Source organism: Nocardia sp. Root136, assembly GCF_001427185.1.
GTDB lineage: Bacteria > Actinomycetota > Actinomycetes > Mycobacteriales > Mycobacteriaceae > Nocardia > Nocardia salmonicida.
The window spans coordinates 2,458,432-2,482,252 of sequence record NZ_LMFE01000001.1; the positions used below are offsets into that span (position 1 = coordinate 2,458,432).

The window sequence follows — 23,821 nt, forward strand, 5'->3', positions numbered from 1 at the left end:
CGGCACCGCTCTACCTCCCGAGTTGGACCTCCTCACCGCGCGCTCCTCGATGCCCACGCCCGGACCAGGTCGGCGACGGCGAGCAGCACCATGATGACGATCGCCGTCAGGGCGACCACCGCGGCGACCATGGTGGCGTCACGGTCGGCGACGGACCCGGCGAGAACGGCGCCGATACCGGGGTAGTTGAAGAGTGTCTCGACCACCAGGGCGCCGCCGAAGAGCATGCCGACCGAGGTCGCGTACCCGGCGACGATGGTCGGCGCGGCGAACGGCAGCATGTGCCGGATCAGGATCGTGCGGGTAGGGAGTCCGTCCAGCACCGCGCTTTCCACATGGGGTGCGGCAACCACATCGAGCAGGGCCGAGCGCACGACTCGGGCGTTCCAGCCGATCTGCGGAATCGCCAACGCCAGCACCGGAAGCACCAGCATCTCGGGACCGAGGGGAAAACCGGAACGGCCCGTAATGGTGACGGCCGGGAGCCAGCCGGTGGCCAGGGAGAACACCAGGATCAGCAAGGTGCCGCCGACGAACTCCGGAACGGCCACCGAGATCGTGCTGACAGGCTGCAAAATTCGCGAGCCGAGCGCGGTCGGCCGCATCGCCCACCAGCAGCCGAGCCCCAAGGACAAGGCGATGGTCAGCAGCAAGGCGATCCCACCCAGCAGCAGAGTCTGCGGAAACTTGTCGGCCAGCAACGCGCCGATCGAGTTCCCGCGCGCGGTCTGCCCGAAGTCTCCGGTGAGTACCCCGCGGATCCAGTCCAGGAACTGCACCGGCAGTGCTCGATCCAGTCCGAGCTCGTGTTCTTTCGCCGCCAGCGCGGCCGGATCCGCGTCCCTGCCGAGCGCCGCGCGTGCCGCGTTGCCCGGCAGCAGATCCACCGCGACGAACACGATGGCCAGCAATGCCACCAGGAGCGCGATCCGCCGGAACATCGGCAGGGCGAAGGTTTTCATGACACTCACGCCAACCAGGCACGTTCCAGCTGAACGCGCGCGAACCCGCCGAGCGTCGGCAGATCACGCACTGTCGACGCGGCGATGTCGACACCGTCGGCCATGCCCCACACCAGATAGCCGCCACGCTCGAACTCGATGCGCTGCAGTTCGCGCACCGCACGGGTGTACTCGTCACCGGATGCGGCGAGCGCCTTCGCGTCGGCGGCGTCGAATTCCGGGTCGCGGAAGGCGGTTTCGTTGCGGTTGGAGCCGGAGGTCATCAGCTTGTCGGCCAGGAACACCATCGAGTCGTTGGTCCCCCACGACACCGTGTACAACGGTGCGTTGAGCCAGGTCCGGTCGTAGAACGCCGCCGATTCCACCACCTGCACATCGAGCCGCACGCCGATCTCGGCGAGCTGGGTGGCGATCACCTTCGCCGATTCGACCTCGCCCGGCACCTCGGCCTTCGTTACGAACGGGTAGCTGCGCCCGGTGTCGAAGTTCGCCTCGCGCAGTAAGTTTTTCGCGCGCTCGACATCGCGGTCACGACGCAGCGCGGTGTCGTAGAGCGGGTCGGCGGTGCCGAGAACATCGGCGGCGACGGTGCCGTAGCCGGAGTGCACCTGGTTGACCAGCGCGGTCCGGTCGACGCCCAGACGCAGTGCGGTGCGCACCCTGGCATCGGCGAACGGGCCGTCGGCGACACGCATCGCCACACCGAGCATGGTGTCGTCGGCACGCCGGATCACCTGTAGGTCACCGCGTCCTGCGGCGGTACGCCCGGCGATCGCGCCCACGTTGGAGGCGAGGTCGATCTGGCCGCCCAGCGCGGCGTTGCCCAGCGCGGTGACGCTGTCGAACATCGTCACCTCGATGGCGTCGAGCAGGGGCGGCGTGCCGTGCCAGCGCTCGTTGCGCACCAACCTGGCGTTGCCGCCCTGATAGGACTCGAGCCGGAACGGCCCGGTGCCGATCGCGGCGGCGAAGTCGGTGGTGTCCTTCGGCACAGTGAAGGTCATCAGCCGAAGCAGCAGTGGCAGTTGGGTATTAGGCGCCGCCAGCGTGAACATGACGCGGTTCGGGCCGTCGGCGACGATGTCGTTCTCGGCCACCGGCATCTTCGAGGCGCCACCGACCGAGCGCAGGCGCCGCATCGACCACACCACGTCGTCGGCGGTCACCGGCGCACCGTTGTGGAAGGTCGCGCCCTCGGCGATGGTGAAGGTCCAGCGGCGGTTGTCCTGGCTCGGCTCCCAGCGCGAGGCGAGGCGCGGGGCGACAGTCGGGTCCGCGCCGGGAACGGTGAGTGCGTCGTAGACGAGCGAGGCGATGAGAAAGTCGCTGTCGTTGCTGAGATTTGCGTGCGGATCGCGTTCGCTGCGGGCCGCGGTGCCGAGCGCGCCGACGCGCAGAGTGCCACCGCGTTGCGCGGTGGCGGATCGATCATCGCTGGTGCATGCGGCGGCCAGCAGCACCGCGGTGACGCCGATGCCGGACTGGAAGAGCTGCCTGCGAGTGAAACTCATCGTGTTGCCTCCTCGAACCGCGTGCGCCGAAACCCCTTTTCCGGCGCCGCAAACCAGGCGAGGCTAGCCTAAAACTTACACCGAGTGGGGAGCTTCACATCGACCGTCACCGAACCGCAGCGACCTGACGACACCCCGGTCAGCGTTCGCTTCGGCAGTTCGGGGGCACAACGCTATGTTATATGGATCGGCTATTTCCCTGGCCGACACGTTAGGTAAGTCTTGCCTAATCAGAGTACAGGCACTACCTTCGCACATCGAGTCTGAAGATCACCCGCGTTCGACCGATGCGAAGAAGGGAAGCCGGTGAAAAGCGTTCTCTCCGAACGTATGACGATTCACCAGCACGACATCGAATATCGCGAGCTGGATCCCCGTGCCGCCACGGCGCTGCGATCGCTCGCGACCGACATCCGCCACCGATTAGGTGACGCACTACACACCGCGACTCTGCACGATCCCGCATTGATCGCCCAGATCACCGAGCGCGTCGGCGAACTGCCCGACAGCGTGCGCCACGCCGTTCGACCACCCGCCACCGCCGCGGGCGCGACCGTGGTGCGCGGATTGTCCGTCGACGACGCCGAATTCGGCGCGACTCCGGCGCATTGGCAGGCCGCGGCCGAGCACGCGCACCGTGGCTCACTCGAGCTGGATATCGCGATGTTGCTGCTCGGGCGTTGTGCCGGTGAGCCTTTCGGCTGGCAGGGGCAGCAGAACGGCAGGCTGGTCAACAACATCGTGCCCGCCGAGGGTCACGAGGACGAGCAGTCGGGCGCGAGCAGTTCCACCCTGCTCAGCCCGCACACCGAGGACGCTTTCCACGCTCAGCGCGCGAACATGCTCATGCTGGCCTGCCTGCGCAACCCCGACCGCGTGGCCACCACGGTCTCCTCGGTGCGCGAGGCACGCCTGTCCGACGACGATCTGCGCACGCTCACCACCCCGACGCTACCGATCCTGCCCGACGTCTCCTACGGCACCGGGTTCGATCAGCTCGCACCGTTGCCCACGCTGTGGCTCGACGAAAACAATGCTGTCACAGCACGTTACGATCCCGCCTATACCCCGATCGACGACGCGGACGCGGTTTTCCGCGCCGCCTACGCCAGGCTCACCACCGAACTCGCCAGGGTCAGTCACGCCCCCGCGCTGGCCCCCGGCGAGATCCTGCTGGTGGACAACGATGTCGCCGTACACGGACGCGTTCCGTTCCGCGCGCGCTACGACGGCACCGACCGCTGGCTCAAGCGTGTCAATATCCGGCTGCCCGAACGCCGTCGGCGCGCGCAGGAGTCGTCCGAGAATGGGTATGGCCAACGTGTGGTCGCCCCGTTCCGGGCGGTCGCTGATCGGACAGCAGAGCGGGGCATTGCAGATGAACGAGGATCCGTTGAACAACCGTGACCGTGGCATCGGGCTGCGGGTGCTCTCCCGCAGCGACCTGGCCGACGTGCCGATCGGCCCCGCCGAGGTGGTGCGCGCCGTGGAGGAGGCCTATCTCGCGTTCGCGGCAGGCGAATCCGACAATCCGCGCAAGCTGAGCGTCGCCGACCCTGGCGGATCTTCGGTGTCCTATGCCATGCTCGGCCGCGACGGGCGGCGGCGCGTGGTGGCCATGAAGACCTCCTACAAATTCGACCCCGGTCACGACCGCAGCACCAAGCGGTACTACACGACCATCACCCTCTACGACGACACCACCGGCGCCCCCATCGCGATGATGGACTGCGCGCGGGTCGGCGCGTTACGCACGCCGGCCGTGTCGGCGCTGCTGGTGCGCGAGACGGTCCGGCGCGGGGCGGAGAGCGTGCTACTCATCGGCACCGGCACCCAGGGACGTAATGCGTTGCCGCACTTGCTCGCCGCGAACCCACAGCTGCGCAAGCTGATGGTGTTCGGCACGCATCCCGAGGGGCTGGCCGCCGTGCACGCGCACCTGGCCGACGCGGCGCCGCACGCGCTGCTCGACGTGGTCGACGATCCGTACGCCGCGGCGGCATCCGCCGATGTGGTGCTGGCCACGGCCGGACCCGGTACCGAGGTGGCGCTCGAATCCTCGCATCTGGCACCGGGTTCGGTGGCGGTACTGGTCGGCTACGGACTGGCGCCGTCGACGCTGGTCGAAGCCGATCGGGTGGTGGCCACCAGCGCGGCGCAGATGGCACTGACGGGCACCGACATGGTCGGACCCGACGGGACCCTGCGGTCGGTGGATGCCGAACTGCCGCAAGTGCTCACCCGCAGCGCCGTGGCGCGTCGCAACGAGGACGAGAAGATCTTCGTCTACAACAGCGGGCTGGTACTCACCGATATCGCGGTCGCGCACGCGCTGGCCGCCAGGGCGATCAGCGAGGGACGCGGCACGGAGGTGCCGTTGTGGGACTGACGGGTGCGCAGCCCGGGGTCACCGGGGACAGCACCCCACTCGCCGCGCCCCGCACCGACGCGCGGGTGCCGCCGAGCCCGCCGCCAATCGCGGACCTGGCCGTCGACTCGGCACCGACGGCAACCGACGTGCGGCCGGGGCACTGCGCGCCACCCATGCCCGCCTACACCGACGTGGCGGAACAGCGGCTGCTCGCCGATCCCCGCCTGCTCGGGGAGATCGCCGATGCGGTCGGTGGGCCGTTCCATGTGCTGTTCCCCGAGCGGGTCTCGGTGAATATCAAGGCTTTTCAGTCAGCGTTCGGTGAGGTCGACGGGTTCGTCTACTACGGGAAGAAGGCGAACAAGGCGGCGTGCGTGGCTCGCGCGTGCGCGGAGAACGGCGCGGGGATCGATGTCGCCAGCACCGGCGAGCTGATCGCGGCGTTGGGACAAGGGGTGCGTGGCGAGGATCTGATGGTCACCGGGCCCGCGAAATCCGATGAGTTGCTGTGGTTGGCCGCTCGGCATCGAGCGCTCATCGCTGTCGACGCACTCGACGAACTCGACCGCCTCACCGCGCTGGATCTGCCGGTGCGGGTGCTGCTTCGGGTCTTGCCCGAAGGTTCGACCAGCCGGTTCGGGCTCGATGCCATGGAACTCGAACAGGCGATCCAAGCCATCGCCGTCGCAGGACCGATCACGCTGTCGGGCTTCAGTTTCCATCTGTCGGGCTACGACGCGGTCGCCCGCTCCGAACAGGCGGCCGCGCTGGTCGGGCACTGCAGGCGCGCACGGGCGAACGGTCATCTCGCGGATACGATCTCGATCGGCGGCGGCTTCGGCGTCGACTATCTCGATGCGTCGGCGTGGGCCGAGTTCCGGAACAACGTCAGCGACAACTGGTTCCACGCGAGCCCACCCGGCGACTTCTACCCCTACCACTTCCCGGTTCCCGGCGGGGCCATGCTCGAAGCCGTCCTCACCCACAACGATCTCACCGGCCTGCTGCGCGACAACGGAATACGACTGGCGATCGAGCCCGGCCGGGCGCTCCTCGACCGCGCGGGCAGTTCCGTCTTCCGGGTCCAAGGCGTGAAAACCCGAACCACGCAAGGAAACCCGTACGACATCCTCACCGTCGACGGCACCAGTCTCAGCCTGTCCGAGCAGTGGTTCGACAGCGAATACCTCCCCGATCCCGTGCTGTGGCCGCAAGGCCCCGGCCGGCTCACCCCCACCTGCGTCGGCGCCACCACCTGTCTGGAGTCCGACCTGTTGAGCAGACGGCGCATCCCGCTCCCCCGCCGCGCACGCACCGGCGACCTGCTCGTTTACCCGAACACCGCCGGGTATCAGATGGATTCCAACGAATCCCCCTTCCACGAACTCCCGCTCCCGCCCAAGGTGGTGCTGCGCGTGGGCGCCGACCGACCACGCTGGAGTCTGGACAGCACAGCCCGCTGATCCACCCGAGCTCTCAATCCGATGGAGGAACACCCCATGGCTCTCGTCACGCGCGTGACGGACCTGATCGGCCGCACCCCCCTGTTCGAACTCGCCGTCACCGACGCCGGTACCCGGTTGTTACTCAAGCTCGAACAGTTCAATCCGACCGGCGCCGCCAAGATCAGAATGGCTCGATCGATGGTGCTCGACGCGGAGCGGCGAGGTTTGCTGCGCGATGGCGGGCATATCATCGAGTCGACGTCCGGCAACACCGGACTCGGCTTGGCGGTGGTCGCGGCCGAACGCGGCTATCGGTTCACCGCTGTGGTCGACAACCACGCCTGTAAGGACAAGTTGCGCGCGATGCAAGCAATGGGCACCGACCTGGTCTTCGTCGCCGACGACGGTGACGACGAGCTCGCCACCTCGGCGCGGGAAGACCTCGCCGAGGCCATGGCGGCCGCCCGTGACGACGCGTACTTCACCGAACAGCACAACAACGACGCCAACGCCGTCGGCTACTACGCCGTCGCCGAGGAATTGCTGGAAGACGTCGAGCGGGTCGACATCCTGCTCTCTGCGGTCGGCACCGGCGGTTCGCTGTTCGGCACCGCCACCCGCCTGCGCGACCTCGGCAAGCCCGCCAGGGTGATCGGGATCGAGCCGGTCGGATCCATCGCCTTCGGCGGCGAGGGCGGGCCGTACTGGCAGTCGGGCACCGGCACCCCGCCCGGGGCGACCATCGGCACCGCCGTCGACTACGCGCTGCTCGACGAAGGCGTGAAGGTCAGCGATGTCGATGCCTTCGCCACCACCCGCGCCGTCGCGAGGACACACGGTCTGTTGATCGGCGGTTCGGCGGGCGGTTCGGTGCACAATGCCTTGGCGCGGCTGGAGGAGTTCCCGGCCGGGTCCACCGTGGTGACCATCGTGTGTGATGGTGGCGAGAAATATCTCGACACCGTGTTCGACGACGACTGGATGAGCGCGCGCGACCTGCTCGACTCCGCCGCCGAAGCCGAAGTGACCACGCTGCTGCGCCGCTATTCGCCGCTGCGGCATCAGGACGAATTGATGGAGGTCAGGTGAGCGCGAACGCGCGCGAGACGAACCACGGAGCGGGTGGGTGAAGGGCACGGCGACCGATAGCAGCGCGCTGGCCAGGCTGGCGACGCCGATCGCGCTCACCCAACTGGCGCAGATCGCGGTCTCGACGACCAACCTCGCGCTGATGGGCACGCTCGGCGTGCGCGAGGTCGCCGCGGGCGGGCTGGCGCTGGTGCTGTTCAACCAGATCCGCACCATGTGCGTCGGGCTGATCACCGGCACCGGGAATCAGATCGCGGGCGCGCTCGGCGCGGCAGGCAAGCGTGGCGGTTCGGCCGACGCCAAAGTGCGTGCGGTGGTGCGGGCCGCGTTCGTCATCGCGACTCTCGCCGGCCTGCTCGGTGGGGCCCTGTTGATCGGGCTCGGCTGGGTGTTGCCCTGGCTCGGTCAGGACGCGGCGGTGCTCGAACTGGCCCGGCCGATGATGATCGCGCTCGCGCCCGGATTACTGCCGTGTCTGTGGTTCCAGGTGTTGCGGCAGTACACCGTCGGCATGCAGCGCCCACAGGCGTTGCTGCTGGTCACGCTCGGCTCGGTGGCGCTGAACCTGGTGCTCGCGCTGGCCTTCATCCACGGCTGGGCGGGTATTCCGGTGATGGGTCTGACAGGTGTGGGCATCGCGACCTCGCTGGTCTTCCTGATCACCTTCGGGGTGTTCTGGGCGATGGTGCGCCACGACGAACAACTCGGCCGCACGCTGCCGTCGACGCCGTGGCCGGTGTGCTGGGCGACGGTGCGCGAGGAACTGCGCCTGGGCACCCCGATCGCGCTCACCTACGGTTCGGAAGCGGGCATGTTCTCGGTGCTCGCGTTGGTGATGGGCAGTTTCGGGCCCGCCGCGCTGGCCGCGCACAATGTCGTCTACCAGATCATCTACATCGTGTTCCAGATGGCGATCGGGCTGTCGCACGGTGCGTCGATCCTGGTCAGCGACGCTGTCTCGCGCGAGGAGTTCGCCCGTGCGAGGGCGCTGGCCTGGTTGGCGTTGCGGATGGCCGCGGTGATCGCGATCGTCACCGGTGTCGTCTACGTGCTGGCCCCGGACATCATTCTGGCGCCTTTCCTCGACACCACCGACACCGACACGATCGCCATCGCGCACACCCTGCTGCTCATCGGCATCGTGCTGCAGTTCTTCGACGCCGCCCAGAACATCGGCACCGGGCTGCTGCGCGGTCTGAAGGAGACGTCCGCGGGCTTCCGGCTGTCGCTGGTCGGCTACTGGGGCGTCGGTCTGCCCTCGGCACTGCTGCTCGCGTTCCCGCTGCATCTGGGCGCGGCGGGCGTGTGGTGGGGTCTGACGGCAGGCTTGGCCACCACCGCGGTGCTGATGCTGCGCAAGTACTTCGCGCTGCTCGATCAGGTCAGCATGACGCCGCCACGGCGCGTGCCCGTCACCCAGTCACGATGAGCACGACAAAGGCGGGCGACCTCGCGTCGCCCGCCTTTGTCGTGGTTCGTCAGAGATTCACGCCGTAGTCGCGAGCGATGCCCGCCAGGCCCGAGGCGTAACCCTGGCCGACCGCGCGGAACTTCCACTCGTTGTTGTGGCGGTAGAGCTCGCCGAAGACCATCGCGGTCTCGGTGGACGCGTCCTCGGACAGGTCGTAGCGCGCCAGCTCCACGCCGGTGTTCGCGTCGGTGACGCGGATGTAGGCGTTGCGGATCTGGCCGAACGACTGGCCGCGGGCCTGGGCGTCATGGATCGAGACGGGGAAGAAGATGTTGGTGATCGTCGGCGGGGTGGCGGCCAGGTCGACGTTGATGATCTCGTCGTCGCCCTCCCCCTCGCCGGTCAGGTTGTCACCGGTGTGCTCGATGGTGCCTTCCGGCGAGCGCAGGTTGTTGTAGAAGATGAAGTGCTGATCCGAGAGCACCTTCAAATTCGTCCCGGTGGCCAGCGCGCTGGCGTCGAGGTCGTGGTCGGCACCGGTGGTGGTGCGCACGTCCCAACCTAGCCCGACCGCCACCTTGGTGAGGTTGTCGGTCTGCTTCGACAGCGAGACATTGCCGCCTTTGGCGAGTGTGACGCTCATGAGAACCCTTCTGTCCAGATGGTGTGCCGTAGAGGAACTTACGCTGTGGGTCCGGCGTCGATCCACGTTCGCAGGGTCTCGACCCGACCCTCGAGCGCTCGCAATTCGGTGTCGTCGAGAACGGTGCGCTGGATGCCGCGGTCGACGGCGAACGCGGACTGCCGATGGTCGTCGATCACATCCACGTCCAGCTGCACCGCGGTGTAGTCCTGCGCCGACGGCATCTGCTCGGCGAGGACCGTCGCCCGTCCGCGCGCGCACAACGCCACATTGCCGCCGCCGAGGATCAGCAACGCCACCTCCGGCCGCGCCCGCAACCGCGCCAGCGACCCACGATCGGACTTCAGACTGAGGAGAATCCGCCGGTCGCCCGCGCGCACCGGCCAGGAGACCGGGATCGCGTGCGGCCCCGGATCGGTGGTCACCAGTACCGCGATGGTTTCCTGCGGCCATACCGGCAACACGTCCAGCTCAGGATGGTCGGACGCCACGTCCTGCCTTGCCGAATCTACCTCTGTACCCATCAGCCTCACCTCGACGATCGCCGGACCCCTGCCCCGCCGCGAACGACGAGCTGCCTCGATTCTAAAGCGGTGCGGCCCTTGCCCGCTGGTGCGCGCATGATTGTCCACAAGATCTCAGCAACGTCTCAGACGCTGATACCGTTCCCCGAACCCACGATCGACCGGTAGCTGATCGGTAGCGGATGGTGCTCAGCGCGGCCAGAAGGTGTGCCAATCCCGGCTGGTGAGCGGCGAGCGGGTGCCTCGTTCGGCTTCGGCGGCGTCCTCGGCGGCCCGGATCGCGGTGGCGAAGTCGATGGACGCTGTGCGCAGGCGTTCCTCGGCCGAGTCGGGGCCGCCGAGCTCGACTACGCGCAGGGAGTCAGGGACGAGGTCGGCGGGCAGGCCCGCGGCGGCACTGCGGGTGCGGATCTTCTCTGCGAGAGCGAGGGCGGGTTGGGCCATCGCTATGCCGTCGAGGCAGGAGCGACGGGATTTCTCCGCGGATTTGCGCTCCTCCCAAGCCTTTTCCTGCGCCGCGATCTTGTCGTCCACCGAGGCCCCCGAGGAGAAATCGGCGTCGGTGAGGTAGGGGCTGCGGTGGACGAGCTTGCCGACCAGGGTCGCCGCGACGTCGTCGACGGTGAATTCGCCCGCGTGTTCGGCGATTCGGGAGTGGAACAGCACCTGTAGCAGGAGGTCGCCGAGTTCTTCCTTGATGGTTTCGGCATCGCCCGCCTGGATGGCGTCGAGGAGTTCGTAGGTCTCCTCGAGGAGGTAGGGCCGCAGGGAATCGTGGGTCTGGGTGCGTTCCCAGCCGCCGAAATGCCAGAGGCGGTCCATCACCTCGACGGCGTCGGACAGTCCCGCGGCGACCACTGCGGTATCGGCCTGCTCCTGGGAGGTCTCCGGGCTCATCGGGCGGCCGCGGCTTCCGTCGGAACCGAGAGATCCACCATTCCCTGGGGTTTGCCGTCGAGGACCAGCAGTAGATCGGCGACGAACTGCAGCACTGCCACGTCACGCACCCGGTCGGCGCCGACGCTGTCGGTGATCCGCGGCAGCGGCAGGGTGATCAGACCGCTGGCCGGACGATAGTTGGCGGCGGGGTAGATCCGCTTGAGCCGAAGTTGTTTGGAGTCGGGCAGATTCAGCGGAGCGATCTTGAGCGAAGAACCGGTGACCACGATCTCGGACACGTCGTACTCGCGCGCGAGCAGGCGCAGTCTGGCCACCGCCACCAGTCGACCGACCTCCACCGGCAGCGGGCCGTAGCGGTCGACGAGCTCTTCGATCACCGCCGCCAGGGCCGTATCGTCCTGGGCGGAGGCGAGTTTGCGGTAGCCCTCCAGCCGCAGGCGGTCGCTGGCGATGTAGTCGGGCGGGATGTGCGCGTCGACGGGCAGATCGATACGCACCTCCTTGTTCTCCTCGGTGACGATCGGCTTGCCGTCGGCGGCCGCGCGGTAGGCCTCCACCGCCTCACCGACCAGTCGCACATACAGATCGAAGCCCACGCCGGCGACGTGACCGGACTGTTCGGCGCCCAGCACATTGCCCGCGCCACGGATCTCGAGGTCCTTCATCGCCACGGCCATACCCGCCCCGAGATCGGAGTTCTGCGCGATGGTGGCCAAGCGGTCGTAGGCGGTCTCGGTGAGCGGCTTCTCCGGCGGATACAGGAAGTACGCGTAGCCGCGCTCCCGGGAACGACCGACGCGACCACGCAGCTGGTGCAGCTGCGAAAGCCCTAGGGAGTCGGCACGTTCCACGATCAACGTGTTCGCGTTGGAGATGTCGAGGCCGGTCTCGATGATGGTGGTGCAGACCAGCACGTCGTACTCGCGCTCCCAGAATCCCTGCACGGTCTTCTCTAGCTGGTCCTCGTTCATCTGACCGTGCGCCACGACGACGCGCGCCTCCGGCACCAGATCGCGAATCTTCTTGGCGGCCTTGTCGATCGAGGACACCCGGTTGTGCACGTAGAAGACCTGGCCGTCACGCATCAGCTCACGGCGGATGGCGGCGGTGACCTGCTTGTCGTTGTAGGCGCCCACATAGGTGAGCACCGGGTGCCGTTCCTCGGGCGGGGTGAGGATGGTCGACATCTCGCGGATGCCCGCCAGGCTCATCTCCAGGGTGCGCGGGATCGGGGTGGCCGACATGGTGAGCACGTCGACGTGGGTGCGCAGCGCCTTGATGTGTTCCTTGTGCTCCACACCGAAGCGCTGCTCCTCGTCGACCACCACCAGGCCGAGGTCCTTCCAGCGCACACCGGTCTGCAGCAACCGGTGCGTGCCGACCACGATATCGACCGAGCCGTCGGCCATCCCGGCCAGGATCTCCTTGGAATCGGCGGCATCGGTGAACCGCGACAGACCACGCACCGTCACCGGGAAGCCCGCGACACGTTCGGTGAAGGTCTGCAGATGCTGCTGAGCGAGCAGGGTGGTCGGCACGAGCACGGTGACCTGTTTGCCGTCCTGCACCGCCTTGAACGCGGCGCGCACGGCGATCTCGGTCTTGCCGTAACCGACATCGCCGCAGACCACGCGGTCCATCGGCACCGCCTTCTCCATGTCCGACTTCACGTCGGTGATGGCGGTCATCTGGTCGACGGTCTCGGTGAACGCGAACGCGTCCTCCATCTCCTGCTGCCACGGCGTATCCGGGCCGAAGGCGTGACCCGGCGCGGCCTGGCGCGCGGCGTAGAGCTGCACCAGCTCGCCGGCGATCTCGCGAACAGCCTTGCGCGCCTTACGTTTCGTGTTCGCCCAGTCGGAGCCGCCGAGCTTGGACAGGCTCGGCAGTTCGCCACCGACATAGCGGGAGAGCTGGTCCAGCGATTCCATCGGCACGAACAACCGGTCGCCGGGCTGGCCGCGCTTGCTCGGCGCGTATTCGATGACCAGGTACTCGCGCCGCGCGCCGCCGATGGTGCGCTCGATCATCTCGACGAACCGGCCGATGCCGTGCTGGTCGTGCACCACCATGTCGCCCGAGGTGAGGGCGAGCGGGTCGACCTGGTTGCGGCGCTTGGCGGGCAATCGCTTGCCCTCGGTGGGCGCGGTGACCCGGTTGCCGGTGAGGTCGGACTCGGCCACGACCACCAGACCGGCGTCGTCGAAGATCAGGCCGTCGTGCAGCGAACCACACAGCACCCCGACCACGCCCGACTCCGGTGCCGCACCGGCGGGCAGCAGGGCGGCGGGCACCTCGGCCTCGCCGAGCCGCTCCAGCACGCGGTGCGCGGTGCCGTGGCCGGTGACCACCACGACCGCGCGGCCGCCGGTGGCGACGTGCGCGCGCAGCGACGCGAAGATGGTGGCGACCAGTTCCTCGGAGCCGCGGGCGGTCGGCCCGGCGGATACCGGCAGGTTCACCTCGATCGGATCGCCGGAGCTGAGCGGACTCAGCGTCCACCAGGGCAGGCCGAGTTCGTCTGCGCTGGTGTGTAATTCGGGCAGGCTGCGGTAGCCGGAGGCGGCCAGGTCGAGGCCGTTGGCGCCCAGCGGCGCGTCGCTACCGAACGAGGCCGCGGTCCACGACGCTTCGAGGAATTCCTCGCCGGTGCGCACGAGATCGGCTGCGCGGGTCCGGATCTTCTCCGGGTCGCACAGCAGCAACTGGGTGCCCGCGGGCAGTGCCTCGGTGAGCAGGCTGAGCTTGCCCGGCGCCAGGACCGGCAGCAGAGCCTCCATGCCGTCGACGGGGATGCCGTCGGCGATCTTGTCCAGCATCTCGACCAGGGAGGCGTCGGCCTCGTTGTCGGCGGCGACCGCGGCGGCGCGTTCGCGTACCGGCGTGGTGAGCAGCAGCTCGCGACACGGCGACGCGACGACCAACTCGACCGTGTTCTCGGTGAGCGAGCGCTGATCGGCGACCGAGAACGGACGGATCTCGCTGACCTCGTCGCCCCAGAACTCCACGCGCACCGGATGATCCGCGGTCGGCGCGAACAGATCGAGGATGCCGCCGCGTACCGCGAACTCACCGCGCTTGCCGACCATGTCGACGCGGGTGTACGCGAATTCGACCAGGCGAGCGAGCAATTCGTCGAAATCGTATTCGCCGCCGACGCGCAGTACGACCGGTTCGATGTCGCCGAGCCCGGCGGTCATCGGCTGCATCAGCGAACGCACCGTGGTGACCACGACCCGGAGCGGATCGGGGTAGACGGAGTCTTCGGGATGAGCCAGCCTGCGCAGTACCTCCAGCCTGCGGCCCACCGTGTCGGGACCGGGCGAGAGACGTTCGTGCGGCAGGGTCTCCCAGGACGGGAACATGGCTACCGACGGGCCGATCATCTCGGTGAGTTCCACGGTCAGATCGTCGGCCTCACGACCGGTCGCGGTCACCACCACCAGGGGGCGCTGGTCGGCGATCGTCGCGGCGACGAACGGCCGTACGGCCGACGGTGCGACCAATTCCACCCCGGACTTGCCGACCAGGTCGGTGACCGTCCGCAGCGCGGCGTCACCCGCGACCACTTCGGCCAGACCGGCGAGCGGAGGACGAAGGGAGGACATTGTTCGCTCCTGTAATGCGCAGACGGGATAGGCGAGGTAGCCGTCTCGAAGTCTAGATGAGTGATTCCAGGGGGTCGGCCTGCGGCTGACCCCGGAGTGCGCGCTGCCTCGGGGGCGGTAGGCGACCTGTGAGAGACATCACAGAAGGGATTTCGACCAGTCGCAGAACGCATTCGCCACGAACCTCCGAAAGCTATACGTCTATCGAGTAGGTGATTCATGACGACCACGGTCGGAATATCAGCGGAACGCACTGTCGTCCGGGGGGTGCTCCTGTCCAACGCACCGGGGAAACGGCCCGAGGTCCTACAGGCAGTCGAGCAGCGGGTGGCAGACGGGGGCTCGATCGTCGGCGTGCTCGACGCGCTCGCCGAGTCGTCGCCGGTCGTCGCCGACGTTGCCGTGGCCTATCACTCGGCGGAGGACCGGCACCGGATCGTGTCGCAGCTGGCGGACGGACAGTGGCGGGCATCGTCGCTGGTTTCGACCCGATCGGCACTGTTCGCGCTGGTCGGCGACATGCCCGAACTCGCCGAGCTCGAGACCGTGGTGCTGCTTAACCTCGCCGATCGCACCGCGACCGCCGTGGTGGTCGGGCCGGATCGTCGGCAGATCCTGGCGTCGGACACCTGGACCACCGGATTCGCCGACGGCACCTCGCTCGACGGTCCGGTGGAAGCGTTCGATGCCGACGCGATGACCGAGGCGATCGCTCACGTGCGATCGATGCTGGAGTCGATTTCGACGCATCCCGGCGCGGTGGCCCTCTGTGGTTCATCGGCGGCCGATCCCGAGATCGCGGGCGCCTTGCGCTACGCACTCACCGCGCGCGTAGTCCTCGTGCCCGACTTCGCCGAGGCAACAGCGCGCGGAGCCGCGCTGATCGCCGCCGACCAGGTGCGACAGCAATCCGCCGAACCTCCGCGCGCGCCTCGGCGCCCCAAGCGGCTACTGCTGACCGCGGCGGCGCTCGCGGCTTTCCTCGGCGTGTCCGGATTCGCGGTCGCACAGGTACTGGACGACAACACCCCGACCACGAACGCGGGTTCCCTGGACACGACCAGCCCTTCGCCATCCTCGACGCCGACAACCGTCGAGGCCCCGCTGCCGACCTCGCCACAACCACCGGCTCAGCCCGCTCCACCACTGGCAGCTGCGCCTGACCCCGACGTACCCTCGGCCGCCGCGCCAGCGCCGCCGTCGGCTGCGACGGCCCCGACCGCGCCTCGTGGTCCGAAACCGCCCACTCGGGTTCCAGCACCCGAGGACGGCCCCACAGACTCCTCCGCGCCACCGAGCTCACCGGAAGCGGCCGCGCCGAGCGCCCCTCCGACACCGGCAAAGGTCGGCCCTCCGGGTCCGCAGGGGCTGTTCCCGGGAGAATCGCCGCCCCCGGCGGCGGGCTCGGACCCCGCGGCGGAACAGGCGTGGTGGGCCAACCATTGGAACCTGAAGCGACAGTGGATGAACGGCGGCTGAAACACACCGCTGGGTGGGATCGCGCGGGGGTGAACGCCGACGCGCGTATGGTCGAGGCGTGAGTCTGGCTCGACGTGAACGCCACGCCCTCGTGGAAACGATGACCGAGGCCGGCCCTGCCGCGCCGACCCTGTGCGGCACCTGGACGGTGCACGACCTCGCCGCCCACCTGGTGGTCCGGGAACGCAGGCCCGACGCTTCGATCGGCATCATGTTCCGGCCGATGGCCGGGTACCTGGCGGCGAAGCAGGCGCAGATCGCACAGCGCCCGTTCGCCGAACTGCTCGAGCTGGTCCGCACCGGCCCGCCGTGGTGGTCGCCGCTACGCCCGGTCGACGCGGTGGCCAACCTCAGCGAGATGTTCGTCCACCACGAAGACGTGCGCCGGTCCGAACCGGGCTGGGAGCCAAGGCAATTGGCGGAGAGCGACGAAGAGCGCCTCTGGAAGACCCTGCGCACCGTCGCCCGTGCGGCCTACCGCAAGTCGCCGGTCCCGGTCGTCCTCGCGACGCCGCAGGGTGCCAGGATCACGGCGCATCGTGGCGACGGCGCCGAAGTGGTGCTCACCGGCCCGCCGTTGGAACTCCTGCTGCACGCCTTCGGCCGCGACGAAGTCCGGATCACACCGACCGGTGCCGACGCCGACGTGCGGGCAGTACTCGGCACCGACCGCAGCGTGTGAACTAGACGACGTAGCGGCGCAGCCTGCGCGCGGCGAATTCCCGGAAGTACGACAGCTTCTCCGGCGGCACCAGCGAGGGCAGCAGGAAATACCAGGCCCGCTCCATCCGCGCCGCCATCTGATCCATCGTCTCGGTGCCGACCGCGACGATGTGCACGCCCGCGGTCAATTCCTGCAGCAGCACGCCGACCACATCGGGATCGAGGTCGGCGATCAGATCGCCCTGGGCGATGGCCCGTTCCGACAGCAGCCGGTAGGTCTCACCCCAGGTCTTGGCGATGTTGTCGCCCTGCGCGCCGCGATAGTCACCGATCTGATGGGTGAGCTTGAGCATCGCCCCCACCATCGGATCGTTCATCGATAGATCGGCCACCACATAGGTGATCCCGATACCGGCTTCCAGCGCGGGCACCCGGGAATCGAAGAAGCCCTGACACGATCCGATCAGGCGTTCGTTGCCCTGATCGACCACCGCCCTGGCCAGCTCCTCCTTGGAGCCGAAGTGAAAGTACAAGGCGCCCTTGGTCACATTGGACTGCGCGATGATTTCGCTGAGGCTCGCGTTGGCGTAGCCCAAACGGAGAAAGACATCGGCAGCGCCAGCAAGGACGGAGTCGCGGGTGATCTCCGCGCGTGCTTGCCTAGCCATCAGATCCGCCTGTCATCCAATAATCCAGCCATCCTGAAGTAGACCGACATCCCGAAATTTGATCGACATACCGCCCGGCAGCACCCAAAAGGATGGGTGAACCGTACCACCAGGCGCCAAAGTGGCAGCCGAATCATGGATTCGGTCCACACAGCGTGCGCTAACGTCCGGTTACCCCACCGATGGTTGGTGTAGTCCCCGTATTCCATTCGGAGCTGAGCCCCGGTTCGGCTTCCAAATGACTCAAACCGTTCCAACACAAGTTGACCAGGTGGGCCGCGACCACCTCTTTGGGCGGGGTTCGCTCGTCGAGCCACCAGGTGGCGGTGGTCGACACCATGCCGACCAGGGCTTGGGCGTAGAGCGGAGCGAGGCTGGTATCGAGGTCACGGCGGCCGAAATCGCTGGCGAGCAGATGCGCGACCTGGTTGACCGCCTCGTTGAGCAGGCTCGAGTAGCGACCGTCGGAGCTGGCCGCGGGCTGATCGCGGACCAGGATCCGAAACCCGTCGGTCCGTTCCTCGATGTAGGTGAGCAGAGCCAGCGCGACCTGCTCCAATCGCACCCGCGAGCGGTTCTGGGTGAGCGAGGAGGTGATCATCTCCAGCAGCATCGACATCTCGCGATCGACGACCACCGCGTAGAGACCTTCCTTGCCGCCGAAATGCTCGTAGACGACCGGCTTGGACACCTGCGCGCGCTGCGCGATCTCCTCGATCGATGTCGCGTCATACCCCCGCTCCGCGAACAACGCGCGACCGATCTCGATCAACTGCTGCCTGCGCTGTGTTCCGGTCATCCTCGGCCTGGTAGCGCGACCCGGCTCACTGGAAGACATACTCCCCCGCCTCTCCGTGCCTGTTGCCGGTCTTCACGTGCTCCTCCACTACCGCACCGGACCGACGGATGTGCGCGGTCGAAGTTTTGGGCGCCCCCGAGGAGTAACCCATATACTCGCGAAATCTGTACGAACGTTCCAGAAGGCTAACAACGCGCCGCGAGGCGGTGCGCGACAGGCGTACACAAGATTCGCCCGGGGGCGGGATCGTGTGCGAGGATCACTGGCGTGCCGTAGCACAGTGGTGGGCCTCGACGGCCCACTGGTGTGGCGATCCGCCGTAGTGTAATGGCAGCACCTCTGATTTTGGTTCAGATAGTTCAGGTTCGAGTCCTGGCGGCGGAGCACACACGGACACAGTGACGTATCGTCGGCCCGCACCATCTACCGACCGAACCCGCCACAGCACACTCGCTGACAGGCAGCCGAGGGAGATCCATGCCACCGCAGACCGCCGTCGTCGTTCTCGCAGCAGGTGCTGGGACGCGAATGCGGTCGAAGACTCCGAAAGTGCTGCACCCGTTAGCAGGCCGGTCGATGCTCTCGCACGCGCTGCACGCCGCCGCCGAGATCGATCCGACCCACCTGATCACCGTCGTCGGGCACGACCGCGAGAAGGTCGGAGCCGCCGTGGCGGACGTGGGTAAAGAACTCGGCCGCGAGATCGTGTGCGCGGTGCAGGAGCAGCAGCTCGGAACCGGCCACGCGGTGCAGTGCGCACTGGGTTCGATCCCGGCGGACTTCGACGGCGACCTTCTCGTCACTTCGGCCGATGTGCCACTGCTCGACGGACACACCCTCTCCGCGCTGCTCGACGAGCATCGCAGCTATGCCGAGCGGCCCGCCGTGACGGTCCTGACCTTCGTGCCCGAGGACGCCAACGGCTACGGCCGGATCGTGCGCGACGACGACGGCCAGCTCGCCGAGATCGTCGAGCACGCCGACGCGACCCCCGAACAGGCCAAGATCAAAGAGGTCAACTCCGGCGTCTACGCGTTCGACGCGTCGGTGCTGCGCACCATGATCGGCCGGCTGTCGACCGCCAACGCCCAGCACGAGCTCTACCTCACCGACGTGCTCCGACTGGCCCGCGAGGCCGGTCGACCGGTGCACGGCGCGCGGCTGGTCGACTCGAACAAGGTCACCGGCGTGAACGACCGGGTGCAACTGTCCCAGGCCGGCGCCACCCTCAATCGCTACATTCTCGAGCGCCACATGCGTGCGGGCGTCACCATCATCGACCCCACGACGACCTGGGTCGACGCGAGCGTGCGGATCGGACGCGACGCCGTGCTGCGGCCGGGTACCCAGCTCTTCGGCGAGACCCAGATCGGCGAGGACGCCGAGATCGGGCCGGACACCACGCTCACCGATGTATCCGTCGGCGAGGGCGCGAGCGTGATCCGCACCCACGGTGAGCGCGCCGAGATCGGCGAGGGCGCCACCATCGGACCGTTCAGTTATCTGCGGCCGGGCACGGTCGTCGGCGAGGAAGGCAAGCTCGGCGCTTTCGTCGAGACCAAGAACGCCTCGATCGGCGCGCACTCGAAGGTGCCGCACCTGACCTACGTCGGCGACGCGACCATCGGCGAGCACAGCAACATCGGCGCTTCCAGCGTTTTTGTGAACTACGACGGGGTGAACAAGCACCACACTGTGGTCGGTTCCCATGTGCGGACCGGTAGCGACACCATGTTCATCGCGCCGGTCACCGTGGGTGACGGCGCCTATACGGGTGCGGGTACTGTACTGCGCAGAAGCGTTCCACCGGGTGCACTTGCTGTGTCGGGTGGGCCACAGCGCACTATCGACAACTGGGTGCAGCGCTACCGTCCAGGAACCGCTGCGGCGCGCGCGGCGGCGGAAGCCATCGCGGCAGACGAGACGTCTTCGAAGACAATCGAGCAAAAGGATGGCAACCAGCAGTGACCGCGTTCTCGATCGACAATCAGAAGAACTTGATGCTCTTCGCAGGCCGGTCACATCCTGAGCTTGCCGAACAGGTCGCCAAGGAACTCGACGTCGACATCACTCCGCAGACCGCGCGTGACTTCGCCAACGGCGAGATCTTCGTCCGGTTCGAGGAGTCGGTCCGCGGTTCCGACGCCTTCGTGCTGCAGAGCTTCCCCGCGCCGCTCAACCAGTGGCTGATGGAACAGCTCATCATGATCGACGCGCTCAAGCGCGGCTCGGCCAAGCGGATCACCGCGGTGCTGCCGTTCTACCCGTACGCGCGCCAGGACAAGAAGCACCGCGGCCGCGAGCCGATCTCGGCCCGCCTGGTCGCCGACCTGCTCAAGACCGCGGGCGCCGATCGCATCATCAGCGTCGACCTACACACCGACCAGATCCAGGGCTTCTTCGACGGCCCCGTCGATCACATGCACGCGCTGGTGCAGCTGTCGGACTACATCCGCACCAACTACCCCTCGGACAATCTCGCGGTGGTCTCCCCCGACGCGGGCCGCGTGAAGGTCGCCGAGAAGTGGGCCGACGCGCTCGGCGGCACGCCGCTGGCGTTCATCCACAAGACCCGCGACCCGCTGGTGCCCAACCAGGTGAAGTCCAACCGCGTCGTCGGTGACGTCGAAGGCCGCACCTGCGTGCTGATCGACGACATGATCGACACCGGTGGCACCATCGCCGGTGCGGTGAAGGTGCTCAAGGAAGCGGGCGCGGGCGACGTGATCATCGCGGCCACCCACGGTGTGCTCAGCGATCCGGCCGCCGAGCGCCTCGCCAACTGTGGCGCCAGGGAAGTCGTCATCACCAACACGCTGCCGATCAGCGAGGACAAGAAGTTCCCGACGCTGACCGTGCTGTCGATCGCGCCGCTGCTGGCCCGCACCATTCGCGAGGTCTTCGAGAACGGCTCGGTCACCGGCCTGTTCAACGGCAACGCTTGAGCTGTTCCGCCTCCCCGCGTCTTTTGGCCGGACTGAGGCGTGGGGTGAGTTAGGGACGCGGCAAGCTTTTTCGGGGTGGTGAGTTAGCTCGTGCCCGGTGAGTTACCCATGTTCTCCCGAGATCAGTCGGTGCGCTTGTCCTCGGACAATGGCGCACCGGCTGGTCTTTGGTGCATGGTGGTCCTGTATTTCGGGACGGGACGGGGGCGGCATGGGGACTGAGCCGGAGCGGCGGGTCGAGCTCGGTAAGGATCGAGGTGTGCCTCGGGTGCAGGACGCGCCGGAGGTGTCTGATTCGTCGGGCGGGGAGCCGTGGGGTGGGATCGCCGGTCCGGTGACCCCTCGCGATGCTGCGCCGTATCCACCGCCGCCCGCCGCACAGCCATGGGGTGGGATCGCGAATCCGGATCCGGCTGTCGAGATGCCGCCGTATCCGCCGCCTCCGCCGGTTTTTCCCGCTCCTGGTTATCCCGCCGCTGGTTATCCCGTTTACGGCAATCCGGCGCCGGGTTATCCCGCGCCGGTCCCGGGACCGTATGGCGTTGCGCCGTATCAGCCGTATCCGCCGCAGCCTGGGTACGGGTACAGGGACAACACGCCGCTGTGGTCGATCTTCAGTTTTTGCTGTGCCGCCGCGTCGGTGTTCGGCGGGTTGGCGTTGTGTGGGCTGCCGGTGCTGATCACCGCGCCGACGGGCATCGCACTCGGGCTGGTCGGGCATGCCAAGGGCGAGGAAATGGGCAAGTGGGCCGCCATCGTCAACGGTGCGATCGCGGCGCTGGCCGCGCTGGCCGTCGTCGTGTTCGTGGCGATGATCGGCGGTATCTGAGCCGTGGCGCGCGATACTGGTAGCGGTAACCTGACCGATCAGGCCTGCTCCCCCGAACAGAACTGAGAAACGCCGCACCGATGGATGCTTTCACCGGATTCCCGCTCACCGGACTCGACTTCTACGAAGACCTCGAGGCCGACAATTCGAAGGCTTTCTGGAACGCGCACAAACACATCTACGACGACGCCGTGCGGGCCCCGATGACCGCGCTCGCCGCCGAACTGGCGGCGGAATTCGGACAGGCCAAGATCTTTCGGCCCTACCGTGATGTCCGGTTCTCGGCCGACAAGCTGCCCTACAAAACGCACCAGGGTGCGGTGGCGGCGGTGTCGCCCGGCGTCGGTTGGTACGTGCAGATCGGGGCGGCGGGGCTGTTCGTCGCCGGGGGCTGCTTCCGGCCCTCGCCCACGGCCTTGGCGGTCTTGCGGGCCACGATCGACGACGAGGTGCGCGGCGCGGAACTCGAGAAGATCCTGGCCGCGACGACGGCAGCCGGTTTCACCGTCGGCGGCGACAAGCTCAAAACCAAGCCGAGAGGCTATGCCGTCGACCATCCACGCATCGACCTGCTACGCCACAAGTCGCTGACCCTGCACCGTGAGTTCGGCGCGCCGGACTGGCTCACCACCCCGGCCGCGGCCACCGAGATCCGCCGCGCGTGGAACGACCTCCGGCCGCTGGTCGAGTGGTTTGCCGCCGTCCTGGAGGGCGTCCCGGAGGACACGAGCGGCAGGCGCCCGTAGTAGCAGTGACCGACCGGCCCGAGCGTGCCTCGTGACGCCACGGCTCTCGGAGGCCGATACTGGAAACCATGAGCCGTGAACCGTTGGACATGGACATGGGCGATGACGATCAAGCCGACGACATCGTCGAATACGAGCGCTATGTGGAGGACCCACCCGCGGACCACGTGATCCGCAACCACGAAGCCGAAGCCGACGGCTTCCTCGGCATCAACGAGGAAATGTCCGAGGAGTACACCGAGAGCGGGTCCCGCCGCGAGGCGTTGGCACAGGACGAACGCCCCGCCGAGGAAGTCGCGATGGGAGTACGCGGCGACGACAAAGTCGACGGCGACCTCTTCGACGACGACGCCGTCAACGGCGAGGAAGGCACCGAAAAGGCCCTCGAGGGCGACGAGAACCTCACCAGCGGCGAATACCTCGCCGACGAACTCGACCTCTAACTCCCCGCGTCGCCGGTGCACGACACGCTGGCATACGGCCCGCTGGCCGTTTGCTCGGCGAGCACCTCGTCGCCGACGAGGATCCTGCAGGTGACATCGCCACCGTCGGCGTCGGCCGAGGCGGTGAGAGTGACGGTTTTGAAGATCCCGTCGATGCTGACCTCCTTCGTCCAGGGCAAAGCGGCGTCGGTGTCCTGCGCGATGTCCATATTGCGACCGGAGTAGGTGATCGAACTCGCCTGGCCGGTTCCGTCGACCTGATAGGTCACGTTCACCGCGCGATTGATCTCGTTGTCGACCTCGTTCACCGCAGTCCCGATGATGGCGATGCACGCGCCGAGTCCGACCAGGAACACCAGTAGGACGGCACCGAGAACCCATGGCCAGACCTTGCGCTTCTTGGGCGGCGGGTAGCCACCTTGCGGATAGCCGCCCTGCTGGTACGGCGGACCACCCTGTTGCTGCCAACCTTGCGGCTGCCCGTAGGGCTGCTGCCCATACGGCTGTTGTCCGTACGGCTGTTGCCCGTAAGGCTGTTGTCCGTACGGCTGCTGCCCGTATGGCTGCTGCTCATACGGCTGCTGCCCGTACGGCTGCTGCCCGTACGGCTGCTGCCCGTACCGCTCATAGCCGGGCGGCTGGTCTCCCGACGGCGGAGGGCCCGATGGCTGTTCACCGGAAGGGTGCTGATCGTGCGGGTCCGGCGACGATCCAGGAGGCTGCTGACCAGGTCGATCCGACATGTGAGCTCCTTTGCTCGGCGACGTGGCCCACTACACGAGTGA

At 67.6% G+C, this 23,821-nt stretch carries 21 protein-coding genes and 1 tRNA gene; 13 read left to right on the plus strand and 9 right to left on the minus strand.

What is annotated here, in order from left to right; translation table 11 throughout:
- Positions 1-32: 32 nt before the first annotated feature.
- Together ASD42_RS11410 and ASD42_RS11415 are read right to left on the minus strand one after the other, a co-directional pair.
- Positions 33-962 (minus strand): ABC transporter permease, encoded by a 930-nt coding sequence (locus ASD42_RS11410; RefSeq protein WP_056816080.1) that lies wholly within the window; start codon positions 960-962, stop codon positions 33-35.
- Positions 963-967: 5 nt separating this feature from the next.
- Complete coding sequence (locus ASD42_RS11415; protein WP_056813795.1) at positions 968-2,473, minus strand: ABC transporter substrate-binding protein; 1,506 nt, start codon at positions 2,471-2,473, stop codon at positions 968-970.
- 330 nt (positions 2,474-2,803) lie between these two features.
- Here ASD42_RS11415 and ASD42_RS11420 point away from each other — a divergent pair, with 330 nt between their 5' ends.
- The 5 genes from ASD42_RS11420 to ASD42_RS11440 are packed head-to-tail and all read left to right on the plus strand — an operon-like array spanning position 2,804 to position 8,807.
- Positions 2,804-3,880 carry a TauD/TfdA family dioxygenase gene (locus ASD42_RS11420; protein ID WP_084787073.1) on the plus strand — a complete coding sequence of 359 codons (1,077 nt, stop codon included), beginning with the start codon at positions 2,804-2,806 and terminating at the stop codon, positions 3,878-3,880.
- Positions 3,852-4,862 carry an ornithine cyclodeaminase family protein gene (locus tag ASD42_RS11425; RefSeq protein ID WP_200950401.1) on the plus strand — a complete coding sequence of 337 codons (1,011 nt, stop codon included), beginning with the start codon at positions 3,852-3,854 and terminating at the stop codon, positions 4,860-4,862. Before ASD42_RS11420 ends, ASD42_RS11425 begins: the two co-directional genes overlap by 29 nt.
- On the plus strand, positions 4,853-6,307 hold the full coding sequence (locus tag ASD42_RS11430) for an alanine racemase (protein WP_235569379.1): 1,455 nt from the start codon (positions 4,853-4,855) through the stop codon (positions 6,305-6,307). Before ASD42_RS11425 ends, ASD42_RS11430 begins: the two co-directional genes overlap by 10 nt.
- Before the next feature lie 36 nt (positions 6,308-6,343).
- Positions 6,344-7,378 carry a PLP-dependent cysteine synthase family protein gene (locus ASD42_RS11435; RefSeq protein WP_056813798.1) on the plus strand — a complete coding sequence of 345 codons (1,035 nt, stop codon included), beginning with the start codon at positions 6,344-6,346 and terminating at the stop codon, positions 7,376-7,378.
- A 37-nt stretch (positions 7,379-7,415) separates the two neighbouring features.
- Entirely contained in the window at positions 7,416-8,807 is a 1,392-nt protein-coding gene (locus ASD42_RS11440) for an MATE family efflux transporter (protein WP_056813800.1), read from the plus strand.
- Between the two features lie 49 nt (positions 8,808-8,856).
- Here the strand turns inward: ASD42_RS11440 and ASD42_RS11445 are convergent, their stop codons facing one another.
- The 4 genes from ASD42_RS11445 to mfd form a co-directional block, all read right to left on the minus strand.
- Positions 8,857-9,432, minus strand: a complete 576-nt coding sequence (locus ASD42_RS11445) for a TerD family protein (protein WP_056813802.1) — start codon at positions 9,430-9,432, stop codon at positions 8,857-8,859.
- 38 nt (positions 9,433-9,470) lie between these two features.
- Positions 9,471-9,956 (minus strand): hypothetical protein, encoded by a 486-nt coding sequence (locus ASD42_RS11450; protein WP_056813804.1) that lies wholly within the window; start codon positions 9,954-9,956, stop codon positions 9,471-9,473.
- A gap of 189 nt (positions 9,957-10,145) precedes the next feature.
- Positions 10,146-10,853 (minus strand): MazG family protein, encoded by a 708-nt coding sequence (locus ASD42_RS11455; protein ID WP_056813806.1) that lies wholly within the window; start codon positions 10,851-10,853, stop codon positions 10,146-10,148.
- The gene (gene mfd / locus ASD42_RS11460; RefSeq protein ID WP_056813809.1) at positions 10,850-14,464 is read right to left on the minus strand and encodes a transcription-repair coupling factor; all 3,615 of its coding nucleotides are present in this window, start codon (positions 14,462-14,464) and stop codon (positions 10,850-10,852) included. Before mfd ends, ASD42_RS11455 begins: the two co-directional genes overlap by 4 nt.
- A gap of 219 nt (positions 14,465-14,683) precedes the next feature.
- Between mfd and ASD42_RS11465 the strand changes: the two genes are divergently transcribed.
- A complete protein-coding gene (locus ASD42_RS11465; protein WP_156677427.1) occupies positions 14,684-15,943 on the plus strand; it encodes a hypothetical protein in 1,260 nt (419 codons plus the stop codon).
- 58 nt (positions 15,944-16,001) lie between these two features.
- Positions 16,002-16,625, plus strand: coding sequence for a TIGR03085 family metal-binding protein (locus tag ASD42_RS11470; RefSeq protein ID WP_056813823.1), 624 nt, complete (start codon positions 16,002-16,004; stop codon positions 16,623-16,625).
- A gap of 1 nt (position 16,626) precedes the next feature.
- Here ASD42_RS11470 and ASD42_RS11475 read toward each other — a convergent pair whose 3' ends face one another.
- Positions 16,627-17,274, minus strand: coding sequence for a TetR/AcrR family transcriptional regulator (locus ASD42_RS11475; RefSeq protein ID WP_056813825.1), 648 nt, complete (start codon positions 17,272-17,274; stop codon positions 16,627-16,629).
- Positions 17,275-17,434: 160 nt separating this feature from the next.
- Positions 17,435-18,073: a TetR/AcrR family transcriptional regulator gene (locus ASD42_RS11480; RefSeq protein ID WP_194827177.1), complete on the minus strand. Its 639-nt coding sequence runs from the start codon at positions 18,071-18,073 to the stop codon at positions 17,435-17,437.
- 313 nt (positions 18,074-18,386) lie between these two features.
- On the opposite strand from ASD42_RS11480, the gene ASD42_RS11485 reads away from it, so the two are divergent.
- The 6 genes from ASD42_RS11485 (at position 18,387) to ASD42_RS34900 (ending at position 23,036) form a co-directional block, all read left to right on the plus strand.
- Positions 18,387-18,457 (plus strand) — tRNA-Gln (locus ASD42_RS11485).
- A 93-nt stretch (positions 18,458-18,550) separates the two neighbouring features.
- Entirely contained in the window at positions 18,551-20,041 is a 1,491-nt protein-coding gene (glmU, locus tag ASD42_RS11490) for a bifunctional UDP-N-acetylglucosamine diphosphorylase/glucosamine-1-phosphate N-acetyltransferase GlmU (protein ID WP_056813831.1), read from the plus strand.
- Positions 20,038-21,018 (plus strand): ribose-phosphate diphosphokinase, encoded by a 981-nt coding sequence (locus ASD42_RS11495; RefSeq protein ID WP_056813833.1) that lies wholly within the window; start codon positions 20,038-20,040, stop codon positions 21,016-21,018. The genes glmU and ASD42_RS11495 overlap by 4 nt, the downstream gene beginning before the upstream one ends.
- Before the next feature lie 211 nt (positions 21,019-21,229).
- Positions 21,230-21,847 carry a hypothetical protein gene (locus ASD42_RS34345; protein WP_131816795.1) on the plus strand — a complete coding sequence of 206 codons (618 nt, stop codon included), beginning with the start codon at positions 21,230-21,232 and terminating at the stop codon, positions 21,845-21,847.
- An 80-nt stretch (positions 21,848-21,927) separates the two neighbouring features.
- Positions 21,928-22,593, plus strand: a complete 666-nt coding sequence (locus tag ASD42_RS11505) for a DUF2461 domain-containing protein (RefSeq protein ID WP_056813838.1) — start codon at positions 21,928-21,930, stop codon at positions 22,591-22,593.
- A gap of 68 nt (positions 22,594-22,661) precedes the next feature.
- The gene (locus ASD42_RS34900; protein WP_063915530.1) at positions 22,662-23,036 is read left to right on the plus strand and encodes a hypothetical protein; all 375 of its coding nucleotides are present in this window, start codon (positions 22,662-22,664) and stop codon (positions 23,034-23,036) included.
- Here ASD42_RS34900 and ASD42_RS33765 read toward each other — a convergent pair.
- Positions 23,033-23,779, minus strand: coding sequence for an MmpS family transport accessory protein (locus ASD42_RS33765; RefSeq protein WP_084465793.1), 747 nt, complete (start codon positions 23,777-23,779; stop codon positions 23,033-23,035). The two genes, ASD42_RS34900 and ASD42_RS33765, sit on opposite strands and share 4 nt — an antisense overlap.
- Positions 23,780-23,821 lie beyond the last annotated feature (42 nt).